This is a genomic window from Rhodococcus sp. PD04, assembly GCF_035918275.1.
GTDB lineage: Bacteria > Actinomycetota > Actinomycetes > Mycobacteriales > Mycobacteriaceae > Rhodococcus > Rhodococcus rhodochrous.
Genome location: NZ_CP142143.1, coordinates 3,419,538 through 3,441,579, shown reverse-complemented (window position 1 = coordinate 3,441,579; position 22,042 = coordinate 3,419,538). Strand labels below are relative to the sequence as shown.

Genomic DNA, 22,042 nt, shown 5'->3' with positions numbered 1-22,042 from the left:
ATGAGCACTGCCGCAGTTCCGGTCGTGGTCGTCGGCGCGGGGCCCAGCGGGTTGACGGCCGCGACCCTGCTCGCGCAGTACGGTATCGAAACGGTTGTCTTGGAGCGCTGGAACGGCGTCTATCCGCAACCCCGCGCGGTGCATCTCGACGGTGAGGTCCGCCGGATACTGACCCGGTTGCGGGTGGGCACCGCATTCGATGCCATCTCCCGGCCCGCGCTCGGGCTGCGCTTGATCGACGGAGCCGGGCGTCATGTACTGGCGCAGTTCGATCGTGACCCCAACCCGGGCCGCAACGGGCATCCCGAGGCCAATCTGTTCGATCAACCGGAGCTGGAAGCGATACTGCGCGAAAATGCCGGTCACCGCTCCGAGGTCACTATCCGTGGCGAGGTGGAGGTCATCGGATCTGTCGATGAAATTGATTGTGTCCGTGTCGATTACATCGACCGCCGGACCGGTGCTCGGAATTCGATCCGCGGCCGGTACCTGCTCGGCTGCGACGGTGCGAACAGTATCGTGCGCACATCGATGGGCGTCGGCATGCGAGACTTCGGTTTCCGGCAACGCTGGCTGGTCGTGGATGTGGCCACCAGCGCCGAACTGGCACAGTGGGACGGTATACACCAGGTCAGCGACCCGAACCGGGCCGCCACCTTCATGCGTATCGGGGAACAGCGATATCGCTGGGAATTTCAGCTGCTGCCGAACGAATCCGCCTCCGACTATCAGAAGATGGAGGATCTGCTGCCGTTGATCCGGCCCTGGACCGAGTCGGTCGCGCTCGCCGATTTCGAGCTGCTTCGGGTGGCCGAGTACACCTTTTGTGCACGGGTCGCCCAGCAGTGGCGCTCCCGGCGCACCTTTCTGCTGGGCGACGCGGCGCACCTGACACCACCCTTCATCGGCCAGGGCATGGGCGCCGGACTCCGAGATGCCGCGAACTTGAGCTGGAAGCTGGCCGCGGTACTCAGTGGCGAGCTCGGCGACGACGCCCTCGACAGCTACGAAATCGAACGAAAGCCGCACGCGCAGGCGATGATTCGGATCGCGATGCTGCTCGGCGCATCGATGACCGCCGGTGGTGAGATCGGTAGCCGAGCTCGCCGGGTCTTCGCACCGTATGTGCACCGCATGCCCGGGTTCGACCGGCGTTTCATAAATGGCGAGACCCCCGCGCTCCACCACAGCAGCCTGGTGACCAAGACTGCGCGCTTCACCAGCCTCGCTGGACGACTCGTTCCGAATCCACCACTACCGGACGGCCGGCGACTTGACGACCTCATCACGGGCCGGTTCGCCCTCATCACCTCGCGGACACCGACCGCGGCCCAGCGCGCGATGGTGGAGGACCGCGCTGCGGTCCTGATCATCACCAACGCAGGGGAGGAACTCCATCGTTGGCTGCGCCAGGGGCGCGCCCGCGCTGCGCTGATCCGCCCCGACGGCACCGTTCAGTGCGCCGGCCGTGACCTGTCACGTCTGTGCGACGCGGTTGTCCGCCTGCCGGTATCGGACACCTGTTGCAAAGTGGTCTATCGCGACCGCTGTAGTTGGTCGGACGGTGCCCACGATGCGGCCGAAGCAGGGGGAATCCGGTAACGGTTTCCCCTCACCTCCCGGCCGGTCGGCCGGGAGGTGTTCGAGGTCGGCGCAACCCGATCCGCACCTACGTCACGCCCGCTCTCCAGCTCGGATCGACCCGTCCACACACGAACCTCGCATCGTATCCGGTCGTCGAGGCTGCCGGCCGCGCGGCGACGGGCGGTGCAGATCCGGCTCCGGCGCTGCTGATGCCGGAAGATCCACGTCTCATCGATCGCCTGAGGTTGGCCGTGAAATCCATGGCACATGGGTGTGCGCACCATATAGTGACGAATTCGTCATATCTACTTGACTGAGACTTGCGTCGCATGTGACGATATCATCATCAATGTCTCGGTGGTACGGCGATGGGAGTCCATCACTGAACCGACCGCCCTCCCCCGACCGATCGGACAGCTGTACGAGTTCGCTCGCCGCAGTCGGCCGATAGACCCCCGAGCGGCAACCGATCCGGTGGGAGCGGAACTCGAAGGGATCGACCATGCCCGATACCGCTGTCCATTCCCGGCGCCCGCCGGCGTCTCGCCCTTGTCGCGATCGTCCTGCCCACCTATGTGGCGAAGAGTCTGGTGAAATTCCCGGACCGGATCCATCAGGTCACCCGCGCGACCGGGACGGGAGACGTGCTGGACTTCAGGCAACTGCTGGAGGGAACGGTGCACATCGACCATGAGGTTCCCGTACAGCTGACCACCCTGGTCAACAGCGTCGTTCCGACGGACTCGAACGTGGTCACACTATGCGCCTCCTTCGAAGTTACCCGGCGCGATCGCACCGACACATCGAGACTGCTCGACGCGTCGGTCGATCAGGTGACCGTCAGCAGAACCACTGGCATGCCTCAGCGTCGACCAGCCATGACCATGTTCGAACTCGATCAGAAGCCGCTCGAAACTGTCCGCCACGGCCTGCAATACAAGTTTCCCTTCGGCACGGCGAAGCGTGATCATCCATACTTCGACGCGATCTCGCAGCGTGAGACCACCATGGCCTACGTCGATGACTCCACTGTCCGAAACGGTCTACGCCTGTTGCACTTCCGTGCTGACATCCCAGTTGTCGATCTCAGCGGATTGCTCCCGATGCGTGGGCGGGTGGATCTCCCTGCCAGGCTCCTGGGCGGTAAGGGCGGCGATGAACTGGTCGGAGTCTCGTTGTACTATTCGGCAACGCGTGACTACTGGGTCGAGCCGACCACCGGCGCCGTCGTGATCATCAACGAGCACCAGCTGCGCTACCTCGCCACCACCGCCGATGCCCCCGACCGGATAACCGTTTTCGATGGCGACCTGAAATTCGACGATCAGACGATCGACCAGATGGCCACCCAGGTGGCCGCCGCTCGCAAACAGATCACAGCGCTGCGCGTTATCGGCCCGAGTATCGCTGCTCTCGGGTCCGTTGCCGCGTTGATCATCGGCATCAGGCGACTGCGCTCCGCTCGGTACCGCCGCTCCATGTCGGCCGGAACTGTCGGTGGAACAACGTAACAAGTGATCCAGCATCCAGCTCGTTATCGGCGAGGTGGTGACGCGGTTTCCGGTGGCTCGGTTGACACGCGAGCCTGACGGCAGGGCGGTGCGCTCGGATGTGGGAGCTGGGCTTCCCGCGGGACACCACGCACAGCCTTTCGTGCGAGGCCGGGAGAATGGTGGGATGGCAGGTGGGGTCGAAGCTCAGTTGAGTGCGTTGCTCGGACCGTTGCGGCGAGCGGTGCTGCGACGGACGCGGGTGCTGGAGGGATTGCCCGATTTGCCGGAGGCGCAGATCGAACTGCTGAGATTGCTGGTGTCGCAGGATGGTCTGGCGCCGGGGCGGGCGGCGTTCGAGCTCAAGGTGGCGCAGTCGACGGTGAGCAATCTGGTGCGGACGATGGCGGATCTGGTGGATCGGGTGCCGTCGTCCGAGGACGGGCGCGGGGTGGTGCTTGTCGCGACGGCGCGGGCCAAGGAACTGCTGGCCAGGTACGACCGGGCCAGTGCGTCGATGCTACGGGACTCGCTGGCGAAACTGTCACCAGAGGATCAGCAAGTCCTGGAATCCGCGGTTCCGGCCTTGCGGCGATTGCTGTCCGTGCTGGACGAATAAGTCGCGCACTCTTCCCTCTGTGAGGCCGGTCACCTACAGTGGTTTTGTTCCAAAAGTATTTTACTGCGGGAGCGTTGCGTTGCGGAACCCGAGATCCTTCCGTCGACTGCTGGTGGCAGCCGCAGTCCTCATGAGTGCCAGTGCGGCAGTGGTGGTTCCGCCCGCCGCGGCGGCACCCGACGACACGGTAGTCACTGTCACGGGCGGACCCATCAGCGGTCGGCACGCCAATGGGATTGTCGAATACCTCGGTGTTCCGTTTGCCGCACCCACCTCGGGTGAAAACCGTTTCGCACCACCACAACCGGTCGCTCCGTGGACGGGTGTACCTGCGACCCACGCGCATGGGCCGCAGTGCCCGCAGGCGTCTCCGGCGCCGTTCGGGCTGGCGGTGCAAGAATCGAGCGAGGACTGCCTGAGTATCGATATCTATGTGCCGGAGAACTCTGCGGGCGCGGTTCTTCCGGTGATGGTGTGGATTTACGGTGGCGCCTTCGTACTCGGCTCCAACGCCCAGTACGACTCCCCCGACCGGCTGGTGCGTGAGGACAAGGTCATCGTGGCTATCCCCAATTACCGGGTCGGCCCGTTCGGTTTCCTTGCGCTACCCGAACTGGCCGACAGCACCGGCGGCATCACCGGGACCTACGGCACACTCGATCAACAGGCCGCGCTGCGCTGGATCCAGGAGAATGCGGCCGCGTTCGGTGGCGACCCCGGCAATGTCACCCTCTTCGGCGAATCGGCCGGCGGAATGAGTGTGTGCACGCAGCTCGCTTCGCCGCTGGCACGGGGCCTTTTCCACCGGGCGATCATCCAGAGCGGCTCATGCGCGCGCAGCCCGCTGTCACCTCCGGACTCCGAACTCGCCTTCCAGCGGTCGGCCGACTACGCGGCGAGCCTCGGTTGCCGCGATCCGCACACGCGACTGAACTGCCTGCGCGCTCTTCCGGTCGGGAAGCTGCTGGATTCGCCCAGCGCCGAACTGCATTCGATGGCGGTCGCCTGGAGCCCCGTACAGGACGGCGTCGTGTTGACCTCCGCTCCAGAACAGGCGCTCGCCGCCGGAGCCGCCCGCGACATGCCGCTCCTGGTAGGCAGCAACGCCGACGAAGGCGCCACTTTCATCGCCCTGCTCGACTACCTGAAAGGCATGATCCCCGATGAATCCGATTACCTGGCTTGGGCCCAGGAACTGTTCGGCGACAACGCGGGCCAGGTTTTGCGCCAATACCCGCCAGTCGATTTCTCCTCCGCGGTCAAGGCGAAGGAGAAGGTGCTCACCGACGGATTCTTCGCGTGCCCAGCACTGTTCACTACCGAGGCCGCGCGTGCCGGTGGGGCCGAGGTCTGGCAATACCGCTTCAACGAAGCGCCGCTCGGTCAGAACCCGGTGCTTCCCGGCGCCTTTCACGCGGCCGAACTTCCTTACGTGTTCACCGAGCTGCTCGGCATCCCGATCCCGCTTCCCCCGGCAGGCGACCAGCTCTCCCGCCGCATCCAGTAGAGCTGGGCACGTTTCGCCCACACCGGCGATCCGGTGACAGCGGACTTCGCCGACTGGCCGACCACCCCCGGCTCCACTCTCGAAATGAGCAGCTCTGGGATCAGCACCGCCGATTCCTTCGCCGCCGAGCATCATTGCGACCTGTGGTCGGGGATCAGCCGGATCGGTTAGGGCAGAATGACCTGATCATGGTTCACCACCAACGGCACTATCTCGCCACCACCGCCGATGCCCCGGCCCGGATAATCGTCGATGGCGGCGGCCGGCGGGCCCACGGTCGCGGTTCCGCGCCATCTGGAACCGCCGACGCAGCCAAACGGCTCGGAGCAATGGCTGGATGTCTCTACCTGCACTCCGCGGTCGACGGCTTCTGCCCGGCTCGCCTACACCGAAGCTATGCCGGACGAAAAAGGCTGTCACAACACGGGGATTGGACCGGACATGGGCTTTTCTCATGTGCAAGGCATCGCCCACCTCGAGCGGATCGTTGCGGCGGGGTTGCCGATGCGGGCCGACGTCGGCGCTCATGCAACCGAGTCTCCCACGCCACCACCACCTGCCTGATCCTGCGCGCCCGCGCGTGGTCTACTCGACAGCCGACGAGCTCGACCGAAAGCTGTCGAGGCAAGGTCGAGTCGGCCGCGACCCGGTTCGGTGTCGATCACCGACGCGCCCGTCCCTGAGAATCCCTCGTGGGTACTCCGCGTCGACGCAGTGCGGCCAGAACGGTTGTGTGGTTGACGTCGAGATGGTTGCCGACCTTTGCGAGTGGCCAGCCGAGCCTATAGAGATGGATGGCAGTGTCGACCTGGTCGGGGGACAGGCCCCGGCGGCGCATCGGTACATCGTGTCGGTGGAGGATGCCGCTGACTGTGCGTCGTTCGATACCAAATCGGTTGGCCAGTTCGTACACGGTCGCTCCGGCCTTGTATCCGGTGATCAGCTCTGCGACTTCCTCGGCGTCGAGTTGCCGTACCCGCCGGGGTTTGGGGTGCTCCACGGGTGGCGGGGCCGGACTTGTCGGGTCGGGTAGCTTCTGGATCAGAAACTCCAGGGCTTCTGCCGGCGTTTCAGGGCTTCTCCCTGCGGTTTCAGGGTTGTAGTAAGGTCCCCCAAGGTCCACTCCACGACGACACCCGTTCCGATGATTCGGAACGGGTGTCGTCGTTTGCGTTCCGTGCGATGTGCGGGCCGAGCTCTGCTGCGGGTGCTCTCTCGGTCACAGGGACGTCGCGGCGACCGCGACCAGGGCGAACGCTCCGACGATGATCGCGACCCTGATGTAGTGGAGGTTGTCCCAGCGCTGCGTCTGTTCGCGCCAGTCCTCCGGGTAGGTCTCGTCCGTCCAGCTCGCCGACCGGTTGTTGATCGGAACGAGCAGTGCGATCGACATGATGACGCTCACCGCCAGCAGGGCCGCCGCCGCGAGCGCTGCGACCGATGCCGTCGTGCCCCACGTGGTCACGGCGAGTACGCCGGTGAGGATCAATGAGCCGAAGTACCAGAAGGGCATCGCGCGGCCCATCATCCGTGCGCCGTGTGATCTGGCGGCCATCGAGGCCGGTGCGGGCAGCGCCAGTGTGATCGGGTTGATGACGAATGCGACCGAGAACTCGACACCGACCATCAATCCGACGACGACGGTGGTGATCACCGAGAGCGAGGGGGACATGGCGACTCCTTCTATCGGCACTAGAATTTCTAGTACTGCTAGACTAGGCCTGATCGTGGTTCGGCGCAATGGAGGTTTCGATGAACGAACAGTCCCCCCGTGAAAGGCGGTACGAGGAGCGGCGTCGCGCGATCGTCGACGCGGCTCGCCACCGCGCGGACGACGAGGGATGGGCCGCCGTCACCACCAGGCATCTCGCCGAAGCCATCGGGTATTCGCAACCGGTGCTCTACGGGCATTTCCCGGGAGGCAAGGCGGAGATCGTGCTGACCGTCGCCATGGAGGGCTTCGTCGAGTTGACACGGCGGTGTCGCGCGGCGCTCGACGATGCCGAAGCACGAGGCAGGGTCGAGTCGGTGGCCGACGCCTACCTCGACTTCGCCCGCTCCCATCCCGCCGTCTACGAGGCGATGTTCCAGCAGGCCATCGACGCGGAGTTCGCCGTCGCCCACACCCCGGCGGACATGCGAGCGGGATTCGACGTTCTCGCCGAGACCATCGGTGACGACGCGAGAGGGTGCGCGACGGAGACGTTCTGGGCGGCACTTCACGGAATGCACCTGTTGGAACGTGCCGGTCGGATGAGACCCGAGAGTCGTGCGGATCGCGTGGCCGAACTGAGTGCGCGGTACGCGAACCGGTGAGCGTCGAATGCAGGAGGCTCCTGCGTGGTTCGCGGCGTCATGCGCGGCCGGCGCGGTGACCGAAGCACTTGCCGACCGGCTCGGACTCCCTCTGATCGATGTGCCCGGCAACCACGTGGGCGCCAGTGCCGAGCCGGCCGAGTTCGCCCGCGCCGTCGTGCCCCTACTCGTACACTGAACCCGACCCCCGTTCCTCCGCGCGCCGAGCGGGCCGACCGACGGACGTGTACAGCGTCATGCCCCATCCCACCGTCGTGCGCTCGGGTTCCGCGAGGCCGGCCGCCTCGAACAGTGCCAGGTGGTCCTCGTGCGTACGGCCACCGCCACCGGTGAGCGCGAAGTCGATGAGATCGTCCTCGTAGTCGTGCTCACGGGCGACGTCGTCGAGCACATTGCCGAAGACGAGGATCCGGCCGCCCGGATTCAGTCCGGCGGCCGCCTGCTGCAGCACGTGCACGACGTCGGCCTCGGGCAGTTCGTTCAACCGCCCGCTCAGCAGCACCGCGTCGACCGGTTCGGGCCGGACTTCGAGCATGCTGCCCGGCGCGTAGCCGACCCGCTCGTGCTCGCCGTGGACGCGACGCAGCACCTCGATCTCCGACGGCGCGGCCACCACGGTCGCCCGTGCCGACGGATTCGCCGTGACGAACGCGTGGGCATAGGAACCGGCCGCCTCACCGGAGACCACGATCGTCGAGACATCGGAGGGCACCTTCGCTGCGAGAGCACGGGCGAAGTAGACGGCCGTCTCGGCTTCCTGCTCGTACCGATCCGTCAGAAGAGCAGTGTCGTCTGCGACGCGCTGCGCGAAGCTCTTCCCGAACCGCTGTGCGTCGTCCCCGCGACCGGTGCGGACGGCCGTGAGCAGTGCGAGCATGCCCGCCAGTTCCCGTTGCGCATGCACGCCGTCGAGTCGCAGTTCCTCGATGTGGTGGTCGTCCTCGAGTTCACGCCCGACGCCGGTAAGCCCGAATCGGCCCTCGCCGAGATCCTCGGCCACACCCACGGCGACGAGATAGCGGAGAAGTTTGCCGAGGCCGGTGCGATTTGTCCCCGTCTTGGCCACGAGTTCGTCGAGGGTGCGCGGTGACGCGTCGAAGGCCGTCGCCAGTCCGATGGTCGCCGCGACCCGCAGCGCGAAACCCGGGGCGATCTCGGCCAGTTCGTCGAAGCGGTCGCGTTCGTCCTCGGTCGCCTCGAAATCGGGCAGGGAGGCGTCGGTTTCCGAGACCGAGACCTCCTGACGACGCCAGTAACCGGTGACCTCCACCTGTTCCTTGGGCAGACCCTTCTCGTTCCGCAGCCACCGCCGGATGGGGGTGAGCGTGAGGGCTTCACCGGCCACCCACGCGAAGACCGTGCCGCCCCACCACTCGGCGCTCCGGATGGCATCGAACAACAGGGTCGTCGTGCCCGGTTCGGCGCCGTCGCGGCTCAGCCAGGTCAGCTCCACTCCGTCGGGAACGGGAAGATCCTGCCGATGCGAATCGTCGGCGATCTCGACGAAGATCCGGCCGCGTGCACCCTCCGGCCAGTTCTCGAGCCAGCGCCCGATGGCCGGCAGCGCCGTCTCGTCGCCCGCCACGAGTGTCCAGTCCACGCCCTGGGGGTGCCCGGCCGACGATTTCGGTCCGGCGATCTGGATCGTCTCACCGGGTTCCGCGCGGTACGACCAGCTCGACGCGGGACCCACGCCGTGGCGCACGAAGTCCACGTCGATCTCGCCGGCGACCGGATCCCAGCGTCGGACGGTGTAGGTGCGCATGAGCAGTTTCGGATCGCGCGGCCAGTTCACCACGCCGTCCGCCTGGGTGGGGCCGAGGGCCTCGTCGAGGTCGGGGTGCTTGAACATCAACTTGAACTCGTCGTCCACACCGTCGGACCGGAACGCCTCCACCGGGAATCCGTTCGGCGCGACGTGCGCCTGCAACTGTTCGCCCCCGAGGGTCACCCGCCGCATCCCGGGGCTCACGTCCGTCACGCGGAGCACCTTCAGGTACCGCGTGGTGATCGGGAAGACCTCGATGGGGCGAAGACTACGGACCATGGGTGCGTTCTCCTCGGCAGGGGATCGTGGACGGCGGAACGACCGGCATGTCCGGCCGCGCGGTGACCTGCGCTTAGGCGAACCTTACTTCAGACGGCATTCGACTGCCGCGACCCGTCCTTGCCCGCGCGGCGACCGTTCGCGTACATCTCGTCGACGAGATCGGCGTACCGGGCGAGCACGCGATGACGGATCGGGCGCCCTGCCTGGTCGAGATCGTCGGCGTCCGGTGGCGTGTTCACCGTGACGAATCGACGGATGCGTTCCCACGGATCCGACCGGGCGTTGAGTTGCTCCAGCGCGGCCGCGACGACCGGCTCCGGCGCGGTGGTGAACACGAGGCCGACGCAGTACGGGCGCAGCTCCCCGGCCACGACGAGTTCACTGCCCGGACACACCCGGCGCCAGCGGTCGGCGAGCGCGGTGGGACCGACGTACTTTCCGGTGCTGGTCTTGAAGGTGTCCTTGCGGTGACCGGTCACGACGACGAATCCGTCGGCGTCGATCTCGGCGAGATCGCCCGTGTGGAACCAACCCTCGGCGTCGAGCGCGGCGGCGGTCTCCGCGGGATCGTCGTGGTATCCGGTCATCACACCGGGACTCCGGATGAGGAGTTCGCCGGTGTCGGCGATCCGGACCTCCGTTCCGCGCAACGGCCGGCCGACCGTGCCGGGCCGGTGCGCGCCGAGCAGGTTCGCACACGACGGTCCCGAGGTCTCCGTGATCCCGTAGCACTCGAGCACCGGTACACCGAGCCGCTCGAACCGCCGCGCGACCGCCTCGGACAGCCGCGCCGATCCGGAGATGACGAAGCGGAGCCGGCCGCCGAGCTCGTCCCGTTCCAGCCGGGAAATCTTCTCGAGCACATGCGGGACCGACCCCAGGAAGGTCGGCCGGACCGTCCGCAGATTCGCGGTGACCCGGTCGGCGCGCCCGTCGACAGCGGTGCTCACGCCCGTGTGCACGGCCATGAGCAGCAACGACCGGCCGAAGACGTGCGCGAGCGGCAACCACAGCAACTGACGGTCGGACGACGAGATCATGCCGGTCTGCGCGACGGCGCGGGCACCGTAGGTCGTGCCCCGGTGGGTCAGGCACGCGCCCTTGGTGCGGCCGTCCTCGCACGCCGTGTAGATCAGCGCGGCCTCGTCGTCAGGGGACAGCGCCGCGATGCGTCGCTCCACGAGGCCGGGGTCGGTGCGCAGCAGACGGCGCCCTTCGGCGGCGAGTTCGTCGAGTCCGTCGATGCCCAGGATGTCGGTGGCGGCGACGGGCCGGTCGGTGACGGTGAGGACGGCGTGCGCACGTCGGATCTGCGCCCGCACCTCGTCGTCACGGGTCGCGGGGTAGATCGGGACGGTGGCGCCGCCCGCGCACGCGATCGCGAGGTCGGCGACGACGGTCCGGTAACAGGTCGTCGCGCAGATCGCGACCCGCGATCCGGCGTCCACACCCCGGCCGATCAGTCCCGCCGCGAGATCGAAGACCTCCCGTCGAACGTCCGTCCACGTCGAGGGGCGCCACCGCTCGCCGTCGGGACGCAGGTAGGCGACGGAGTCGGGGGAGCGGGACACCCGGTCGAGCAGCAGACCCGGCACGGTCGCGGGGAACCCGTCGCGACCGTCGATCGCGGTCGCGGTGCCCGTCGTCGAGCGGGGGTCCGCCACGGTTCGCAGCACCTCCCACGGACGAGGAATCGAAGTCGCCCCAGTGGTCGGAATGTTACCGCCGGTCGCGGTCCGAGGGGCCGAAGTGGAGCAGTACGCGATGCTCGCGTCGGCGAGGGAGCGGCTCCCGGCGGAGGGCGCCGGCGGACGCCGATATCGTGGGCACGTGAGTCCCGTTGCGCGTCGTCCCGACGTCCTGATCGCCGAGCTGCGCGACGTCCTGACCGGTCCGCTCGCGGAAATCGCGCAGCGGTTCTCCACCTGGGTCGACGACCTCGCTCCCCACAGCGCCATGGTGATCTTCACGAGGGAATGCACCGGCCGGCCGCGGAAGGTGGCCGGCGACCCGTCGATCGTCGACCGGGTGACCATCGCCGAGCTGGATCGGGTGCGCAACGAGCTCGCCGCGGGGGAGATCCGCCGCGACGGCTTCCGTCTCGCCGGTCGCGATCGTGAAGTGTGCGCGATCCTCGACAGCACCGACACACTCCTGGTCTTCGTACCCCGCGGGACTCGGGCGACGTCCGCCGCCCTCGACCTCGTGCGGGCGGCGTTCGGCGTGGTGGCCACCGGCATCCGGTTGCAGGTGCACACCGCCAGTCCGGCCTATCTCGCGGAGTCGCGGGCCGCCTCGGCGGAGCGGGCCCGCACCGTCGCCGAGCTCACCGAATCCCATGCCGTGACGCTCGAGACCATCCTCGCCACGCTGCGGTCGAAGGATCTCGACGACACCCGTGCCCGCACCACGGCGCGGGAGACGGCGACCGAGGCCCTGATCGGCCTGCGATCGGCGGTGGACCTGCACCGCGAACTCGCGGAGGAGGCGCTGACCACCGCGTTCGCCCGGCTGCACGGCGAGCTGCGCGATCTGGTGCGGCACCGTTCGCTCGACCTGCAGATGGTCGCTCCGCCGGTGGGTGGGCGCGGACTGCCGGGCGAGGTCGCGCACGCGGCCCGCGCGATCGCCCGGGGTGCGGTGCTGGCGATGTCCGGTCAGGCCGACGTGACGCGGGTGCGCGTCGCATGGACCTGCGACGACTCGACCCTGCTGGTGGACGTGCGCGACGACGGCAACGGCGAGATCGACGTCGTCGAACTCGGGCGCCAGCTCCGCGACCGCGTCGAAACCCTCGGCGGTGGAATCGAATCCGAGTCGACGCCCGGCTGGGGCACGCGGATCGCGGTGAGCTTCCCGCTCGACCTGCCGATCGCCGCGACGGACGGTCCCGCCCTCGATGCGCTCGCCGCTCTCGCGCCGCGGGAGATCGAGGTCCTCGAACATCTCGTGGCCGGACGACGCAACCGCGTCATCGCCGAACGCCTCGGCGTGAGCGAATCGACCGTGAAGTTCCACGTGGCCGGCGTACTACGAAAACTCGGCGTCAGCACTCGCGGTGAGGCCGCGGCTCTCGGTGCAGAGGCCGGGGTCCGCGCCGCGGGCTGACGCCGAGTTCTCGGTCGTCGGGTAACCCGTCGAGGACGGTCAGGCAGCGGGTGCCTGCGACGTGGTCGTCGTCGGGGCGACCGTCGTCGTGGGCGTTCCGGAGGAGGTCGTCGACCCGGCGTCCGTGGTGGTCTCGCCCGTGGCCGGAGTCGTGGTCTCCGACGGGGTGGGGACCGGAGCCGTGGTGGTCACCGGGGTGGTGGCCACCGGTGCGCCGGCGTCGGGCGCGAGCGGGTCCACCGGGGCGGCCGGGTCGCCCGCGGGTGCCGGGGCACCGTCGACCGGGGCAGGCACGCTGCTGTCGGCGACCGTCGCGTCGTCGGTCACGGTCGAGGACGGCAAGGTCTCCGGCGTGGTGGAGACCTCGGTGGTCTCGGCCTTCGCCGTCTCCTCGGCGATCATGAGGACCGCGGTCTGGTCGACCTTCTTCGGATCGACCTTCTTGCCCTCCTTGGCCTCGCGGGCCAGGTGCTCGAGCCAGGCGGCGGCGTACTCGACGGTGGACGTGCCCTTACCGTCGATGTCGTCGTCCCAGTAGTCGAAGTGGTGACCGTAGTGGTCGTCGTTCTCACGGTCGTAGCCGAAGGTCTGGTCGTACGGGTCGGCGAGCACCACCGCGAGGGTGTTCTGGTTGCTCCGGATGAACCCGACGACCTCCTTGACGATCTTCTCCGGCAGATACGCGAGGTTCGACAGACGCTCCGCGGGGATGGGCGCCTCGGCACCGTCCTCGCCGGTGGCATCGGCATCGGCGGCCACAGGCGTGGTGGGGCGGGCGGTGGCGGGATCGTAACTCGGGTCGGAGACCTTGATCAGCACCTCGAGGAAGGTCTCGTCCGACCGCATCCAGTCCGGGTTCGCCGAGATGTCGGCGAGAGCGAGCAACGCGACCCGGCCGACGACCTGGGCGAGATCGGCGCCGGTTGCGGGGGTGAGACCCTCGCGCTCGAGCGCATCGCCGTTGACCTGACGGCCCACGTTCGCGAGCAGTTCGATCAGCGCGATGTTCTCGGGTGCCGAGCACGTGAAGTCGCCCTCGGAGCAGAACGAGGCGACCTTGCCGGCGAGATGCCCGAAACCGCCGTTGGTGTCGGGGAGGACGCCGCGTCCGGGGACGGGGTCGCTGCCCGGCTGGTAGGGGCGGTCGAAACCGTCGGGGTTGGCGCCGTTCTCCGCGCCGGGGAAGAAGCCTTCTCCTGCTTCCCGGCCGGCGTCGGAGAGGATGACCACGCCGCTGACGGAATCAGGATCGATGATGTCCCAGGAACCGTCCTCGCCCTGCTCCTGCGCACCGATCTGCATCGCGGCGCGGCGCGCGACGTCGGCGCCCTCACTGAAGCCCACGATGGCGAACTGGGTGTTCGGGCAGGACCGCCGGATGGCCTTCATGACCTCGATGGTGTTCTCGGCGCCCTGGTTCACGGCGTTCTCGTAGCTCGCGAGGTCGGCCGGGTACTCGATGTAGATGGCGGCGTAGCCGTTGCCCGCCTCGTGGTTCTCGAGCGGTGCGCTGATGACCGGCTCGACCCAGTGGCTGCGGTAGGCACCCTGCTGGGCGGCGGGAAGGCGGTTGCCTTTCTCGTCGACGAGCATCTTCGACTCGTCGCGAGGGATGTCGCCGCGACCGCCGATGCCCAGGCTCACCATGTCGTGACATTCGGTGGTCTTCGCGAGGCCGGCAAGATACGGGTCGGCAACGGTGGGGGCGTCCTGTTGTGGAAGCACGATCGCGGCCGCTGCCACGACTCCGAGCGCGGTGGGGGCGAAGACGCCGGCGAGAATCCGCCGACGCGACAGCGACTTTCGAAGTGCCATGGGCCTCTACCAATCCGTTTCTGACCGAGGAATTACCGGCCCGCCGAAGTGCGGCGGGTCGTAACGGATTTCGTGAAGGTCGCTCGCAGCGTTACATCGACACGGGTTTGCCGAGGTGGCGACGGAGAAGTATCGAGCCGCAAAATCCAAGGGAAATGCGCTAATCGGACAATTGGACTTCACCGGATCGCGACTGGCCGTTCGGCCGGGTCGGGCCCGCCGAACGATCAGGAGCAGAGCGCCGCGGGAGTGGCTAGGGTCGGAATCACCGGAAGTCGGAAACACCGGACACTGCCGGTCGCATCACGAAACGGAGACACCATGTCGCAAACAGTCCGCGGAGTCGTCGCTCGCTCGAAGGGAGCGCCCGTCGAGGTCGTGCCCATCGTGATCCCCGATCCCGGACCCGGCGAGGTCGTCGTCGCGATCGCCGCGTGCGGTGTGTGCCACACCGACCTGCACTATCGCGAGGGTGGCATCAACGACGAGTTCCCCTTCCTGCTCGGCCACGAGGCCGCCGGGGTCGTCGAATCCGTCGGTGAGGGCGTCGACTCGGTCGCCGTGGGCGACTTCGTCGTCCTGAACTGGCGCGCGGTGTGCGGCCAGTGTCGCGCCTGCAAGCGCGGCCGGCCGCAGTACTGCTTCGACACCTTCAACGCCACGCAGAAGATGACGCTCGAGGACGGCACCGAGCTCACTCCGGCGCTGGGCATCGGCGCGTTCGCCGACAAGACGCTCGTCCACGCCGGCCAGTGCACCAAAGTCGACCCGAGCGCCGATCCGGCCGTCGTCGGCCTGCTCGGCTGCGGTGTCATGGCCGGTCTCGGTGCCGCCGTGAACACCGGCGGCGTCACCCGCGGCCAGTCGGTCGCCGTCATCGGCTGCGGCGGTGTCGGCGACGCCGCGATCATGGGTGCGCGCCTGGCGGGTGCCGGCACGATCATCGCCGTCGACCGCGACGACAAGAAGCTCGAGTGGGCCACCGACCTCGGTGCCACCCACACCGTCAACTCCACCTCGACCGATGCAGTCGAGGCCATCAAGGAGCTGACGGGCGGTTTCGGCGCCGACGTCGTCATCGAGGCCGTGGGCCGCCCGGAGACGTACAAGCAGGCCTTCTACGCCCGCGACCTCGCCGGCACCGTCGTCCTCGTCGGCGTGCCCACGCCGGACATGACCCTCGAGATGCCGCTCATCGACTTCTTCTCGCACGGCGGCTCGCTCAAGAGCTCGTGGTACGGCGACTGCCTGCCCGAGCGCGACTTCCCGACCTACGTCGACCTGTACCAGCAGGGGCGCCTGCCGCTCGAGAAGTTCGTCACCGAGCGCATCGGCATCGACGACGTCGAGAAGGCGTTCGAGACGATGCACCGCGGTGAGGTCCTCCGTTCGGTGGTGGTCCTGTGAGCACCTCGCCGATCCGCGTCGACCGGGTCGTCACGTCGGGCACCTTCGCGCTCGACGGTGGCGAATGGGAGGTCGACAACAACATCTGGCTCGTCGGCGACGACTCCGAGGTGGTCGTGATCGACGCCGCGCACACCGCGCAACCGATCATCGACGCCGTCGGTGGACGGAAGGTCGTGGCGATCGTGTGCACGCACGCCCACAACGACCACATCACCGTGGCGCCCGAGCTGTCCGAGAAGCTCGACGCGCCGATCCTGCTCAACCCCGCCGACGACGTGCTGTGGGAGATGACCCACCCGGGTGTCGCGCACGGCACGCTCGAGGACGGCGAGCGGATCCGGGTGGCCGGCACCGACATCCAGGCGATTGCCACGCCGGGTCACTCGCCGGGCTCGACCTGCCTGTACCTGCCGGAAGCGGGTGAGCTGTTCACCGGCGACACCCTGTTCTCCGGCGGACCGGGCGCGACGGGCCGCTCGTTCTCGGACTTCCCGACCATCATCGGGTCGATCCGCGACAAGCTGTTCGCCCTGCCCGCGGAGACGAAGGTGCACACCGGTCACGGCGACGGCACCACGATCGGTACCGAGTCGCCGCATCTCGAGGAGTGGATCAAGCGCGGAAGCTGATGCCGCCGGTGCGCGGTTCCGGTGGCGGTCGCCGCCGGAACCGCGCACGAGCGCACCGCTAGTCTCACCATCATGGCGAAGAAGCAGATCCCGGTGATCGTCGTGGCCGGATTTCTCGGCGCGGGAAAGACGACGCTGCTCAACCACCTGCTGCGCAACACCCGTGGTGCGCGGATCGGCGTGATCGTCAACGACTTCGGTTCCGTCAACATCGATTCGATGATGGTTGCGGGACAGGTCGATTCGATGGTCTCGCTGAGCAACGGATGTCTGTGCTGCGCAGTCGATGTCAGCGACATGGATGCAATGCTCGACAAGCTCGCCCACCGCTCGTCCGACCTCGACGTGATCGTCGTCGAGGCGAGCGGACTCGCCGAGCCCCGCAACATGACCCGGCTCGTCGCCGGCTCGGAGAACGAATACGTCTCCTACGGTGGGCTCGTGCTGGTCGTCGACGCGGTGGAGTTCGACGCGACCGCGGCGCAGCATCCCGAACTCGAACAACACGTCGCGCTCGCCGATCTGGTGCTGATCAACAAGACCGACCGGATCGACGGCGACGCCCACGACGATCTGTTGACCCGCCTGTGCCGGCTCAATTCCCGCGCTGCCGTCGTCTCGACCGATCACGGCCGCATCGACCCGGCGTTGCTGTTCGACATCCCGGAGCGGCCGGATCCGCAGCCGGGGGAGCAGCTCACCCTCGACCGGTTGCTCTACGAGCAGGACGACCACGAGCACACCCATCTGCACGACGGCTACGACGCGATCACCTTCGAGTCCTCAGACGCACTACACCCCCGCGTGCTGGTCGATTTCCTCGAGAACCAGCCCGCAGGGGTGTTCCGTATCAAGGGATACGTGCGAGTCGCTGCCGGACTGGATACCGGCACCTATCTGTTGCACACCGTCGGCGACCACATCCGGTTCGAACCGGCGGGTCGCGGCGACGACGTGCCCGACGGGACGCAGCTCGTCGTCATCGGTGCCGATCTCGACTCCGACGACGTACGCGAGCGCCTACGCCGTTGTGTTCCGACCGAACCGGTGTCCGCGGACGCGATGTACGCGATACACCGGTTCACGCCCCGCTGAGGCGGAAGGCCGATTCACGACCCGCTGAGGCGGAAGGCCGATTTATGCCCGCTGAGGCGGAAGGCCGGCCCTCCGGCTCAGCGTGCAGCGGAGGTACGGCGCTGGGGGCGACGACGACCACCGGTTGCGGCTGCGGCGCCCTGACCGGCCGACCGCTGACCGCCGGCGGCGCGCTGTCCGCCCGAGGAGCGCTGTCCGCTCGACGAGGAACGCTGACCGGAGCCCTGGCGGGGAGCCGGCGAACGGCGGCTACCACCGTTGCGCTGCGGACGCGACGGCGCGGCAGCCTGCTTCGGTGCCGGCGCGACGTACGGCGCGATCTCGCCGACGAGCTTCAGCACGTGCTCGGAATCCGCGGTCACCTTGATGGGGGTGACGTCGATGGCGGCCTTGCGCATGATGGCCGCGAGATCCCTGCGCTGGTCGGGCAGGACGACGGTGACGACGTCGCCGGTGCTGCCGGCGCGGGCCGTGCGACCGGAACGGTGCAGGTACGCCTTGTGCTCGGCCGGGGGATCGACGTGCACGACGAGTTCGACGTCGTCGACGTGGACACCACGTGCGGCGACGTCCGTCGCCACGAGCACCCGGGCCTCACCCGACGAGAACGCGGCGAGATTGCGGTCGCGGGCGTTCTGGGAGAGGTTGCCGTGCAGGTCCACCGCCGGGATGCCCGAGTCGGTGAGCTGCTTGGCGAGCTTGCGGGCCTGATGCTTGGTGCGCATGAACAGGATTCGGCGACCGGTGCCCGATGCGAGGGTGCGGACGAGGTCCTTCTTCGCATCCATGCCCGCGACGTCGAAGACGTGGTGGGTCATCGCGGCGACGGGAGAGGTGGCCTCGTCGACCGAGTGCATGACCGGGTTCTTCAGGAACCGCTTGACGAGCTTGTCGACGCCGTTGTCCAGGGTGGCCGAGAACAGCAGGCGCTGACCGTCTTTCGGCGTCGCCGTCAGGATGCGGGTGACGCCGGGCAGGAAGCCGAGATCGGCCATGTGGTCGGCCTCGTCGAGCACGGTGACCTCGACGTCGTCGAGCACGACGAACTTCTGGCGCATGAGGTCCTCGAGGCGACCCGGGCAGGCGATGACGATGTCGATACCGCGACGGAGGGCGTCGACCTGACGCTTCTGCGACACGCCGCCGAAGATCGTGGTGACCTTCAGACCCGACGAATGCGCGAGCGGTTCGATGGCCGCGGCGATCTGGGTCGCCAGTTCGCGGGTGGGAGCCAGGATCAGGCCACGCGGGCGGCCTGCCGCCCGGGTGCTGCGGCCGGCGAGGCGCGCGGCCAGCGGGATCGAGAAGGCCAGGGTCTTACCGCTACCCGTGCGTCCGCGTCCGAGCACGTCGCGACCGGCGAGGGTGTCGGGGAGGGTGTCCACCTGGATGGGGAAGGGGCTGGTGATCCCGGCGTCGCTCAGTGTGGCGACGAGCGGGCGGGGCACCCCGAGATCGGAAAATGATGTGGTCATGGAACAGCGCTGCCTTTCGATGCGGCGTGTGTGCACTCGACGGGCCGTGTGCCCGTGGTGCTGTGCGATCGCCGCAAGGAAAGCCGGTGCATCTGTGCGTATTGCATCTGTGCGTGCGGGCCGGGCACGATCCCGGGCCGCCGGTATCCCACGACGGTGGGCGTCGTTGTGACGCCCGAACCATGTCACCCTACCGCACGGGGTACGTCCGACCCCCCGTTCCGGTTACAGACCCACCCATTCCGAGGCACCCTCGGTGAAGTGCTGACGCTTCCAGATCGGCACCTCGGCCTTGATGCGTTCCACCAGTTCGGCGCAGGTGGCGAAGGCTTCCGCGCGGTGCGGGGCGGCGACCGCCGCGACGAGCGCGAGATCGCCGATGGTGAGATCGCCCACTCGATGCACGGCGGCGACCGGAAGCCCGGACTTCGCCGCGACGTCCTCGCAGCACCGCCGCAGGAACGCTTCGGCATCCGGATGGGCCTGGTACTGCAGCGCGGTCACCGACTGCCCGCCGTCGTGATTACGGACGACACCGGTGAACAGCACCACCGCACCGTGTTCGGCGCCCGCCACCGCGGCGTCCACCGCTGCGGGGTCGAGCGGCTCCGTCGAGATCCGGGCCAGTAGTTCACTCATGAGCGCCGCCTCCTGCGACTTGTGCCAACAGATGGTCGAGGATCGGGTCGAGGGCGGCGAGACCGTCCTTCACCCCGCCGGGCGAGCCGGGCAGGTTCACGACGACCGTGCGGCCGACGAGACCGGCGACGCCGCGCGAGAGCACGGCGTGCGGGGTGGCGTCGAGTCCGCGCTGCCGGATCGACTCGGCGATGCCGGGCAGCTCACGGTCGAGCAGTGCGAGAGTCGCTTCGGGCGTCGCGTCGGTCGGCGAGGCCCCGGTTCCGCCGGTCGTGACGACCAGGGCAGGGCCCAGACGGACCGCGTCGGCGAGACCGGCGGCGATGTCGGCGTCCGCGTGGACGAGGGGGCCGCGGACCGTGAATCCCTTGTCCTCGAGCCACGACACGATGAGCGGGCCGGTGCGGTCCTCGCGGGTGCCTGCGGCGACACCGGTCGACGCGACGACCACGGTGGCGGAACGTCCGGACTCCTCCACGGGCTGTTCGTCGGTGCCGGCGGTCTCGCCCCGGCCGGGTGCCTCGTCGCGGGTCCAGTGGCCGCGCTTGCCGCCCTCCTTGGAGATCAGCCGCACGCCGTCGAGAACGGCCGCCGGATCCACGGCCTTGACCATGTCGTGCAGGGTCAGACCGGCGACGGCGACCGCGGTGAGGGCCTCCATCTCGACTCCGGTCGGGCCCTTGGTCTTCGCCATGGCCTCGATCGTGATCGAGGTGTCGGTGAAATCGAACATCACCTTCACCGACGACAGTGCCAGCTGGTGGCACAGGGGGATGAGCTCCCAGGTGCGTTTCGCCGCCGCAATGCCGGCGATGCGGGCCGTGGCCAGGACGTCGGCCTTGGGCATGTCGTCGGCGCGGACGAGCGCGATCACCTCGGGAGTGGTGACGAGTTCGCCTGCCGCCACGGCGATCCGCGTGGTGTCGGTCTTCGAGGAGACGTCCACCATGCGGGCGCGTCCCTGATCGTCCAGGTGGCTGAGATCGGTCACAGGATCCGTACTTTCACGAGGTCTCCGGCTTCGAGGGAGGTGGTGTCGGCGGGGATGTCGAGGAGCACGTCGGCGGCGGCGAGTCCGGCGACGAGATGCGAACCGTGCCCGCGGAAGGGGGTCACCCCGTTCTCGTCGAGTCGTCCCCGTAGGAACTGCCGGCGTCCCGGGATCGACGTGAGATCCTCGGTGAGCGGCAGGTTCTCGCACACGACGGGCGGATAGCCGGCGGCGGCGCGCAGTGCGGGGCGCGCGAACACCTCGAACGAGACGAGCGCGCTGACGGGATTGCCGGGGAAGGTCAGGATCGGTACGTCGTCGATCACGGCGGTGCCCTGAGGTCCGCCCGGCTGCATCGCCACCGAGACGAACTGTCCGCCCCGCGGCGCGAGCGTGTCCTTCACGACCTCGAAATCGCCCTTCGACACTCCGCCCGAGGTGAACACGACGTCGGCGACGCCCACGGCGTGTTCGAGCATCGTCACGAACTCCTCCGGATCGTCGTGGCAGTGGTCGATGGTCACGACGTCGGCGCCGTTGGCCGACGCGCTGGCGGCCAGCGCCGGCCCGTTCGAGTTGAAGATCTGGCCCGGTCCGAGTTCGCTCCCGGCCGTGACGAGTTCGCTGCCGGTCGAGATGATCGCGACCCGCGGTCGTGCGTGGACGGGGATCGAGGTGAGCCCGACGGCGGCGAGCGCGGCGATGTGCCGGGCGGCGAGCACCGTGCCGGCGGGAAGCAGCAGATCGCCCTTACGGACGTCGGTTCCGGCCTCACGCACATAGGTCCCGGGCGTGACGCTGCGCTCGACGGTCACGGTGCCGGCGCCGTCCGGGTCGGGGGCGGTCGCGTGGGTGTCCTCGACCGGGACGACGGCGTCGGCGCCGTCCGGGACGGGAGCGCCCGTCATGATCTTCAGTGCGTGCCCCGGCTCGAGCGCCGCGGCGGTGTCGCCCGCGGCCAGGACACCCTGGACGGGCAGGTCCGTGGGGGTCGACGCGAGATCGCCGGCGCGGACCGCGTAGCCGTCCATCTGGGAGTTGCGGAAGGGCGGCAGGTCCAGCGGCGACTCGATGTCCTCCGCGAGGGTGCGGTGCAGCGCGTGCGCGAGCGGCACACGCAACGGGCCCTTCTTCCGCAACGGGTCGAGCAACGCCGCCACGTGCTGTTCGTGTTCCTCCACGGACCGCCTGCCGCTCGTCATGTCGCCATCCTAGGCACACGGAGGCCGTGCCCCGTCGTCGACGACGCGCCGCGTGTGCCCCGTCTGTCCGGATGCGGTGTCACGATCTGCGGTTGTGGGCATACTGGGCTGT

At 68.2% G+C, this 22,042-nt stretch carries 18 protein-coding genes; 10 read left to right on the top strand and 8 right to left on the bottom strand.

Annotated elements, in window-relative coordinates; genetic code table 11:
* The 4 genes from mhpA (at nucleotide 1) to U9J23_RS15865 (ending at nucleotide 5,200) form a co-directional block, all read left to right on the top strand.
* Entirely contained in the window at nucleotides 1–1,602 is a 1,602-nt protein-coding gene (mhpA, locus tag U9J23_RS15880; protein ID WP_160877594.1) for a bifunctional 3-(3-hydroxy-phenyl)propionate/3-hydroxycinnamic acid hydroxylase, read from the top strand.
* A 491-nt stretch (nucleotides 1,603–2,093) separates the two neighbouring features.
* The gene (locus U9J23_RS15875; protein WP_085468492.1) at nucleotides 2,094–3,095 is read left to right on the top strand and encodes a DUF3068 domain-containing protein; all 1,002 of its coding nucleotides are present in this window, start codon (nucleotides 2,094–2,096) and stop codon (nucleotides 3,093–3,095) included.
* Nucleotides 3,096–3,261: 166 nt separating this feature from the next.
* Nucleotides 3,262–3,693, top strand: a complete 432-nt coding sequence (locus U9J23_RS15870; RefSeq protein ID WP_059380711.1) for a MarR family winged helix-turn-helix transcriptional regulator — start codon at nucleotides 3,262–3,264, stop codon at nucleotides 3,691–3,693.
* A gap of 130 nt (nucleotides 3,694–3,823) precedes the next feature.
* Nucleotides 3,824–5,200, top strand: a complete 1,377-nt coding sequence (locus U9J23_RS15865; RefSeq protein WP_272267196.1) for a carboxylesterase/lipase family protein — start codon at nucleotides 3,824–3,826, stop codon at nucleotides 5,198–5,200.
* 1,219 nt (nucleotides 5,201–6,419) lie between these two features.
* Here the strand turns inward: U9J23_RS15865 and U9J23_RS15855 are convergent.
* Nucleotides 6,420–6,872 (bottom strand): DUF1772 domain-containing protein, encoded by a 453-nt coding sequence (locus U9J23_RS15855; protein WP_059380714.1) that lies wholly within the window; start codon nucleotides 6,870–6,872, stop codon nucleotides 6,420–6,422.
* Nucleotides 6,873–6,952: 80 nt separating this feature from the next.
* On the opposite strand from U9J23_RS15855, the gene U9J23_RS15850 reads away from it, so the two are divergent.
* Nucleotides 6,953–7,516 carry a TetR/AcrR family transcriptional regulator gene (locus U9J23_RS15850; RefSeq protein ID WP_085468550.1) on the top strand — a complete coding sequence of 188 codons (564 nt, stop codon included), beginning with the start codon at nucleotides 6,953–6,955 and terminating at the stop codon, nucleotides 7,514–7,516.
* 7 nt (nucleotides 7,517–7,523) lie between these two features.
* Nucleotides 7,524–7,694: a hypothetical protein gene (locus U9J23_RS15845; RefSeq protein WP_155418929.1), complete on the top strand. Its 171-nt coding sequence runs from the start codon at nucleotides 7,524–7,526 to the stop codon at nucleotides 7,692–7,694.
* Here U9J23_RS15845 and U9J23_RS15840 read toward each other — a convergent pair.
* Nucleotides 7,680–9,563 carry a siderophore-interacting protein gene (locus U9J23_RS15840; RefSeq protein WP_085468488.1) on the bottom strand — a complete coding sequence of 628 codons (1,884 nt, stop codon included), beginning with the start codon at nucleotides 9,561–9,563 and terminating at the stop codon, nucleotides 7,680–7,682. The two genes, U9J23_RS15845 and U9J23_RS15840, sit on opposite strands and share 15 nt — an antisense overlap.
* An 89-nt stretch (nucleotides 9,564–9,652) precedes the next feature.
* A complete protein-coding gene (locus U9J23_RS15835) occupies nucleotides 9,653–11,230 on the bottom strand; it encodes an AMP-dependent synthetase/ligase (protein WP_326598781.1) in 1,578 nt (525 codons plus the stop codon).
* Nucleotides 11,231–11,396: 166 nt separating this feature from the next.
* Here U9J23_RS15835 and U9J23_RS15830 point away from each other — a divergent pair, with 166 nt between their 5' ends.
* Nucleotides 11,397–12,674 carry a LuxR C-terminal-related transcriptional regulator gene (locus U9J23_RS15830; protein ID WP_059380786.1) on the top strand — a complete coding sequence of 426 codons (1,278 nt, stop codon included), beginning with the start codon at nucleotides 11,397–11,399 and terminating at the stop codon, nucleotides 12,672–12,674.
* 39 nt (nucleotides 12,675–12,713) lie between these two features.
* On the opposite strand, the gene U9J23_RS15825 is transcribed toward U9J23_RS15830, so the two are convergent.
* Entirely contained in the window at nucleotides 12,714–14,489 is a 1,776-nt protein-coding gene (locus U9J23_RS15825) for a cutinase family protein (RefSeq protein ID WP_059380717.1), read from the bottom strand.
* A 321-nt stretch (nucleotides 14,490–14,810) separates the two neighbouring features.
* Between U9J23_RS15825 and U9J23_RS15820 the strand changes: the two genes are divergently transcribed.
* The 3 genes from U9J23_RS15820 (at nucleotide 14,811) to U9J23_RS15810 (ending at nucleotide 17,623) form a co-directional block, all read left to right on the top strand.
* The gene (locus tag U9J23_RS15820; RefSeq protein ID WP_059380718.1) at nucleotides 14,811–15,896 is read left to right on the top strand and encodes an S-(hydroxymethyl)mycothiol dehydrogenase; all 1,086 of its coding nucleotides are present in this window, start codon (nucleotides 14,811–14,813) and stop codon (nucleotides 15,894–15,896) included.
* Entirely contained in the window at nucleotides 15,893–16,528 is a 636-nt protein-coding gene (locus U9J23_RS15815; protein WP_059380719.1) for an MBL fold metallo-hydrolase, read from the top strand. Before U9J23_RS15820 ends, U9J23_RS15815 begins: the two co-directional genes overlap by 4 nt.
* A 72-nt stretch (nucleotides 16,529–16,600) precedes the next feature.
* Nucleotides 16,601–17,623 (top strand): CobW family GTP-binding protein, encoded by a 1,023-nt coding sequence (locus U9J23_RS15810; RefSeq protein ID WP_106201495.1) that lies wholly within the window; start codon nucleotides 16,601–16,603, stop codon nucleotides 17,621–17,623.
* A 77-nt stretch (nucleotides 17,624–17,700) separates the two neighbouring features.
* Here U9J23_RS15810 and U9J23_RS15805 read toward each other — a convergent pair whose 3' ends face one another.
* From U9J23_RS15805 to U9J23_RS15790, 4 genes are all read right to left on the bottom strand, one after another.
* On the bottom strand, nucleotides 17,701–19,098 hold the full coding sequence (locus U9J23_RS15805) for a DEAD/DEAH box helicase (RefSeq protein ID WP_085468487.1): 1,398 nt from the start codon (nucleotides 19,096–19,098) through the stop codon (nucleotides 17,701–17,703).
* A 225-nt stretch (nucleotides 19,099–19,323) separates the two neighbouring features.
* The gene (locus U9J23_RS15800) at nucleotides 19,324–19,737 is read right to left on the bottom strand and encodes a molybdenum cofactor biosynthesis protein MoaE (protein WP_059380721.1); all 414 of its coding nucleotides are present in this window, start codon (nucleotides 19,735–19,737) and stop codon (nucleotides 19,324–19,326) included.
* Complete coding sequence (gene moaCB, locus U9J23_RS15795; protein WP_059380722.1) at nucleotides 19,730–20,728, bottom strand: bifunctional molybdenum cofactor biosynthesis protein MoaC/MoaB; 999 nt, start codon at nucleotides 20,726–20,728, stop codon at nucleotides 19,730–19,732. The genes U9J23_RS15800 and moaCB overlap by 8 nt, the downstream gene beginning before the upstream one ends.
* Nucleotides 20,725–21,930: a molybdopterin molybdotransferase MoeA gene (locus tag U9J23_RS15790; RefSeq protein WP_106199284.1), complete on the bottom strand. Its 1,206-nt coding sequence runs from the start codon at nucleotides 21,928–21,930 to the stop codon at nucleotides 20,725–20,727. Before U9J23_RS15790 ends, moaCB begins: the two co-directional genes overlap by 4 nt.
* Between the last annotated feature and the right edge of the window lie 112 nt (nucleotides 21,931–22,042).

Excerpts from the sequence above, each read along its gene's own strand:
- U9J23_RS15845 (WP_155418929.1), top strand. The coding sequence starts at position 7,524 with ATGCAGGAGGCTCCTGCGTGGTTCGCGGCGTCATGCGCGGCCGGCGCG.
- U9J23_RS15840 (WP_085468488.1), bottom strand. The coding sequence starts at position 9,563 with ATGGTCCGTAGTCTTCGCCCCATCGAGGTCTTCCCGATCACCACGCGG.
- mhpA (WP_160877594.1), top strand. The coding sequence starts at position 1 with ATGAGCACTGCCGCAGTTCCGGTCGTGGTCGTCGGCGCGGGGCCCAGC.
- U9J23_RS15790 (WP_106199284.1), bottom strand. The coding sequence starts at position 21,930 with ATGACGAGCGGCAGGCGGTCCGTGGAGGAACACGAACAGCACGTGGCG.
- U9J23_RS15870 (WP_059380711.1), top strand. The coding sequence starts at position 3,262 with ATGGCAGGTGGGGTCGAAGCTCAGTTGAGTGCGTTGCTCGGACCGTTG.
- U9J23_RS15805 (WP_085468487.1), bottom strand. The coding sequence starts at position 19,098 with ATGACCACATCATTTTCCGATCTCGGGGTGCCCCGCCCGCTCGTCGCC.
- U9J23_RS15855 (WP_059380714.1), bottom strand. The coding sequence starts at position 6,872 with ATGTCCCCCTCGCTCTCGGTGATCACCACCGTCGTCGTCGGATTGATG.
- U9J23_RS15820 (WP_059380718.1), top strand. The coding sequence starts at position 14,811 with ATGTCGCAAACAGTCCGCGGAGTCGTCGCTCGCTCGAAGGGAGCGCCC.
- U9J23_RS15810 (WP_106201495.1), top strand. The coding sequence starts at position 16,601 with ATGGCGAAGAAGCAGATCCCGGTGATCGTCGTGGCCGGATTTCTCGGC.
- U9J23_RS15800 (WP_059380721.1), bottom strand. The coding sequence starts at position 19,737 with ATGAGTGAACTACTGGCCCGGATCTCGACGGAGCCGCTCGACCCCGCA.
- U9J23_RS15850 (WP_085468550.1), top strand. The coding sequence starts at position 6,953 with ATGAACGAACAGTCCCCCCGTGAAAGGCGGTACGAGGAGCGGCGTCGC.
- U9J23_RS15825 (WP_059380717.1), bottom strand. The coding sequence starts at position 14,489 with ATGGCACTTCGAAAGTCGCTGTCGCGTCGGCGGATTCTCGCCGGCGTC.
- U9J23_RS15865 (WP_272267196.1), top strand. The coding sequence starts at position 3,824 with ATGAGTGCCAGTGCGGCAGTGGTGGTTCCGCCCGCCGCGGCGGCACCC.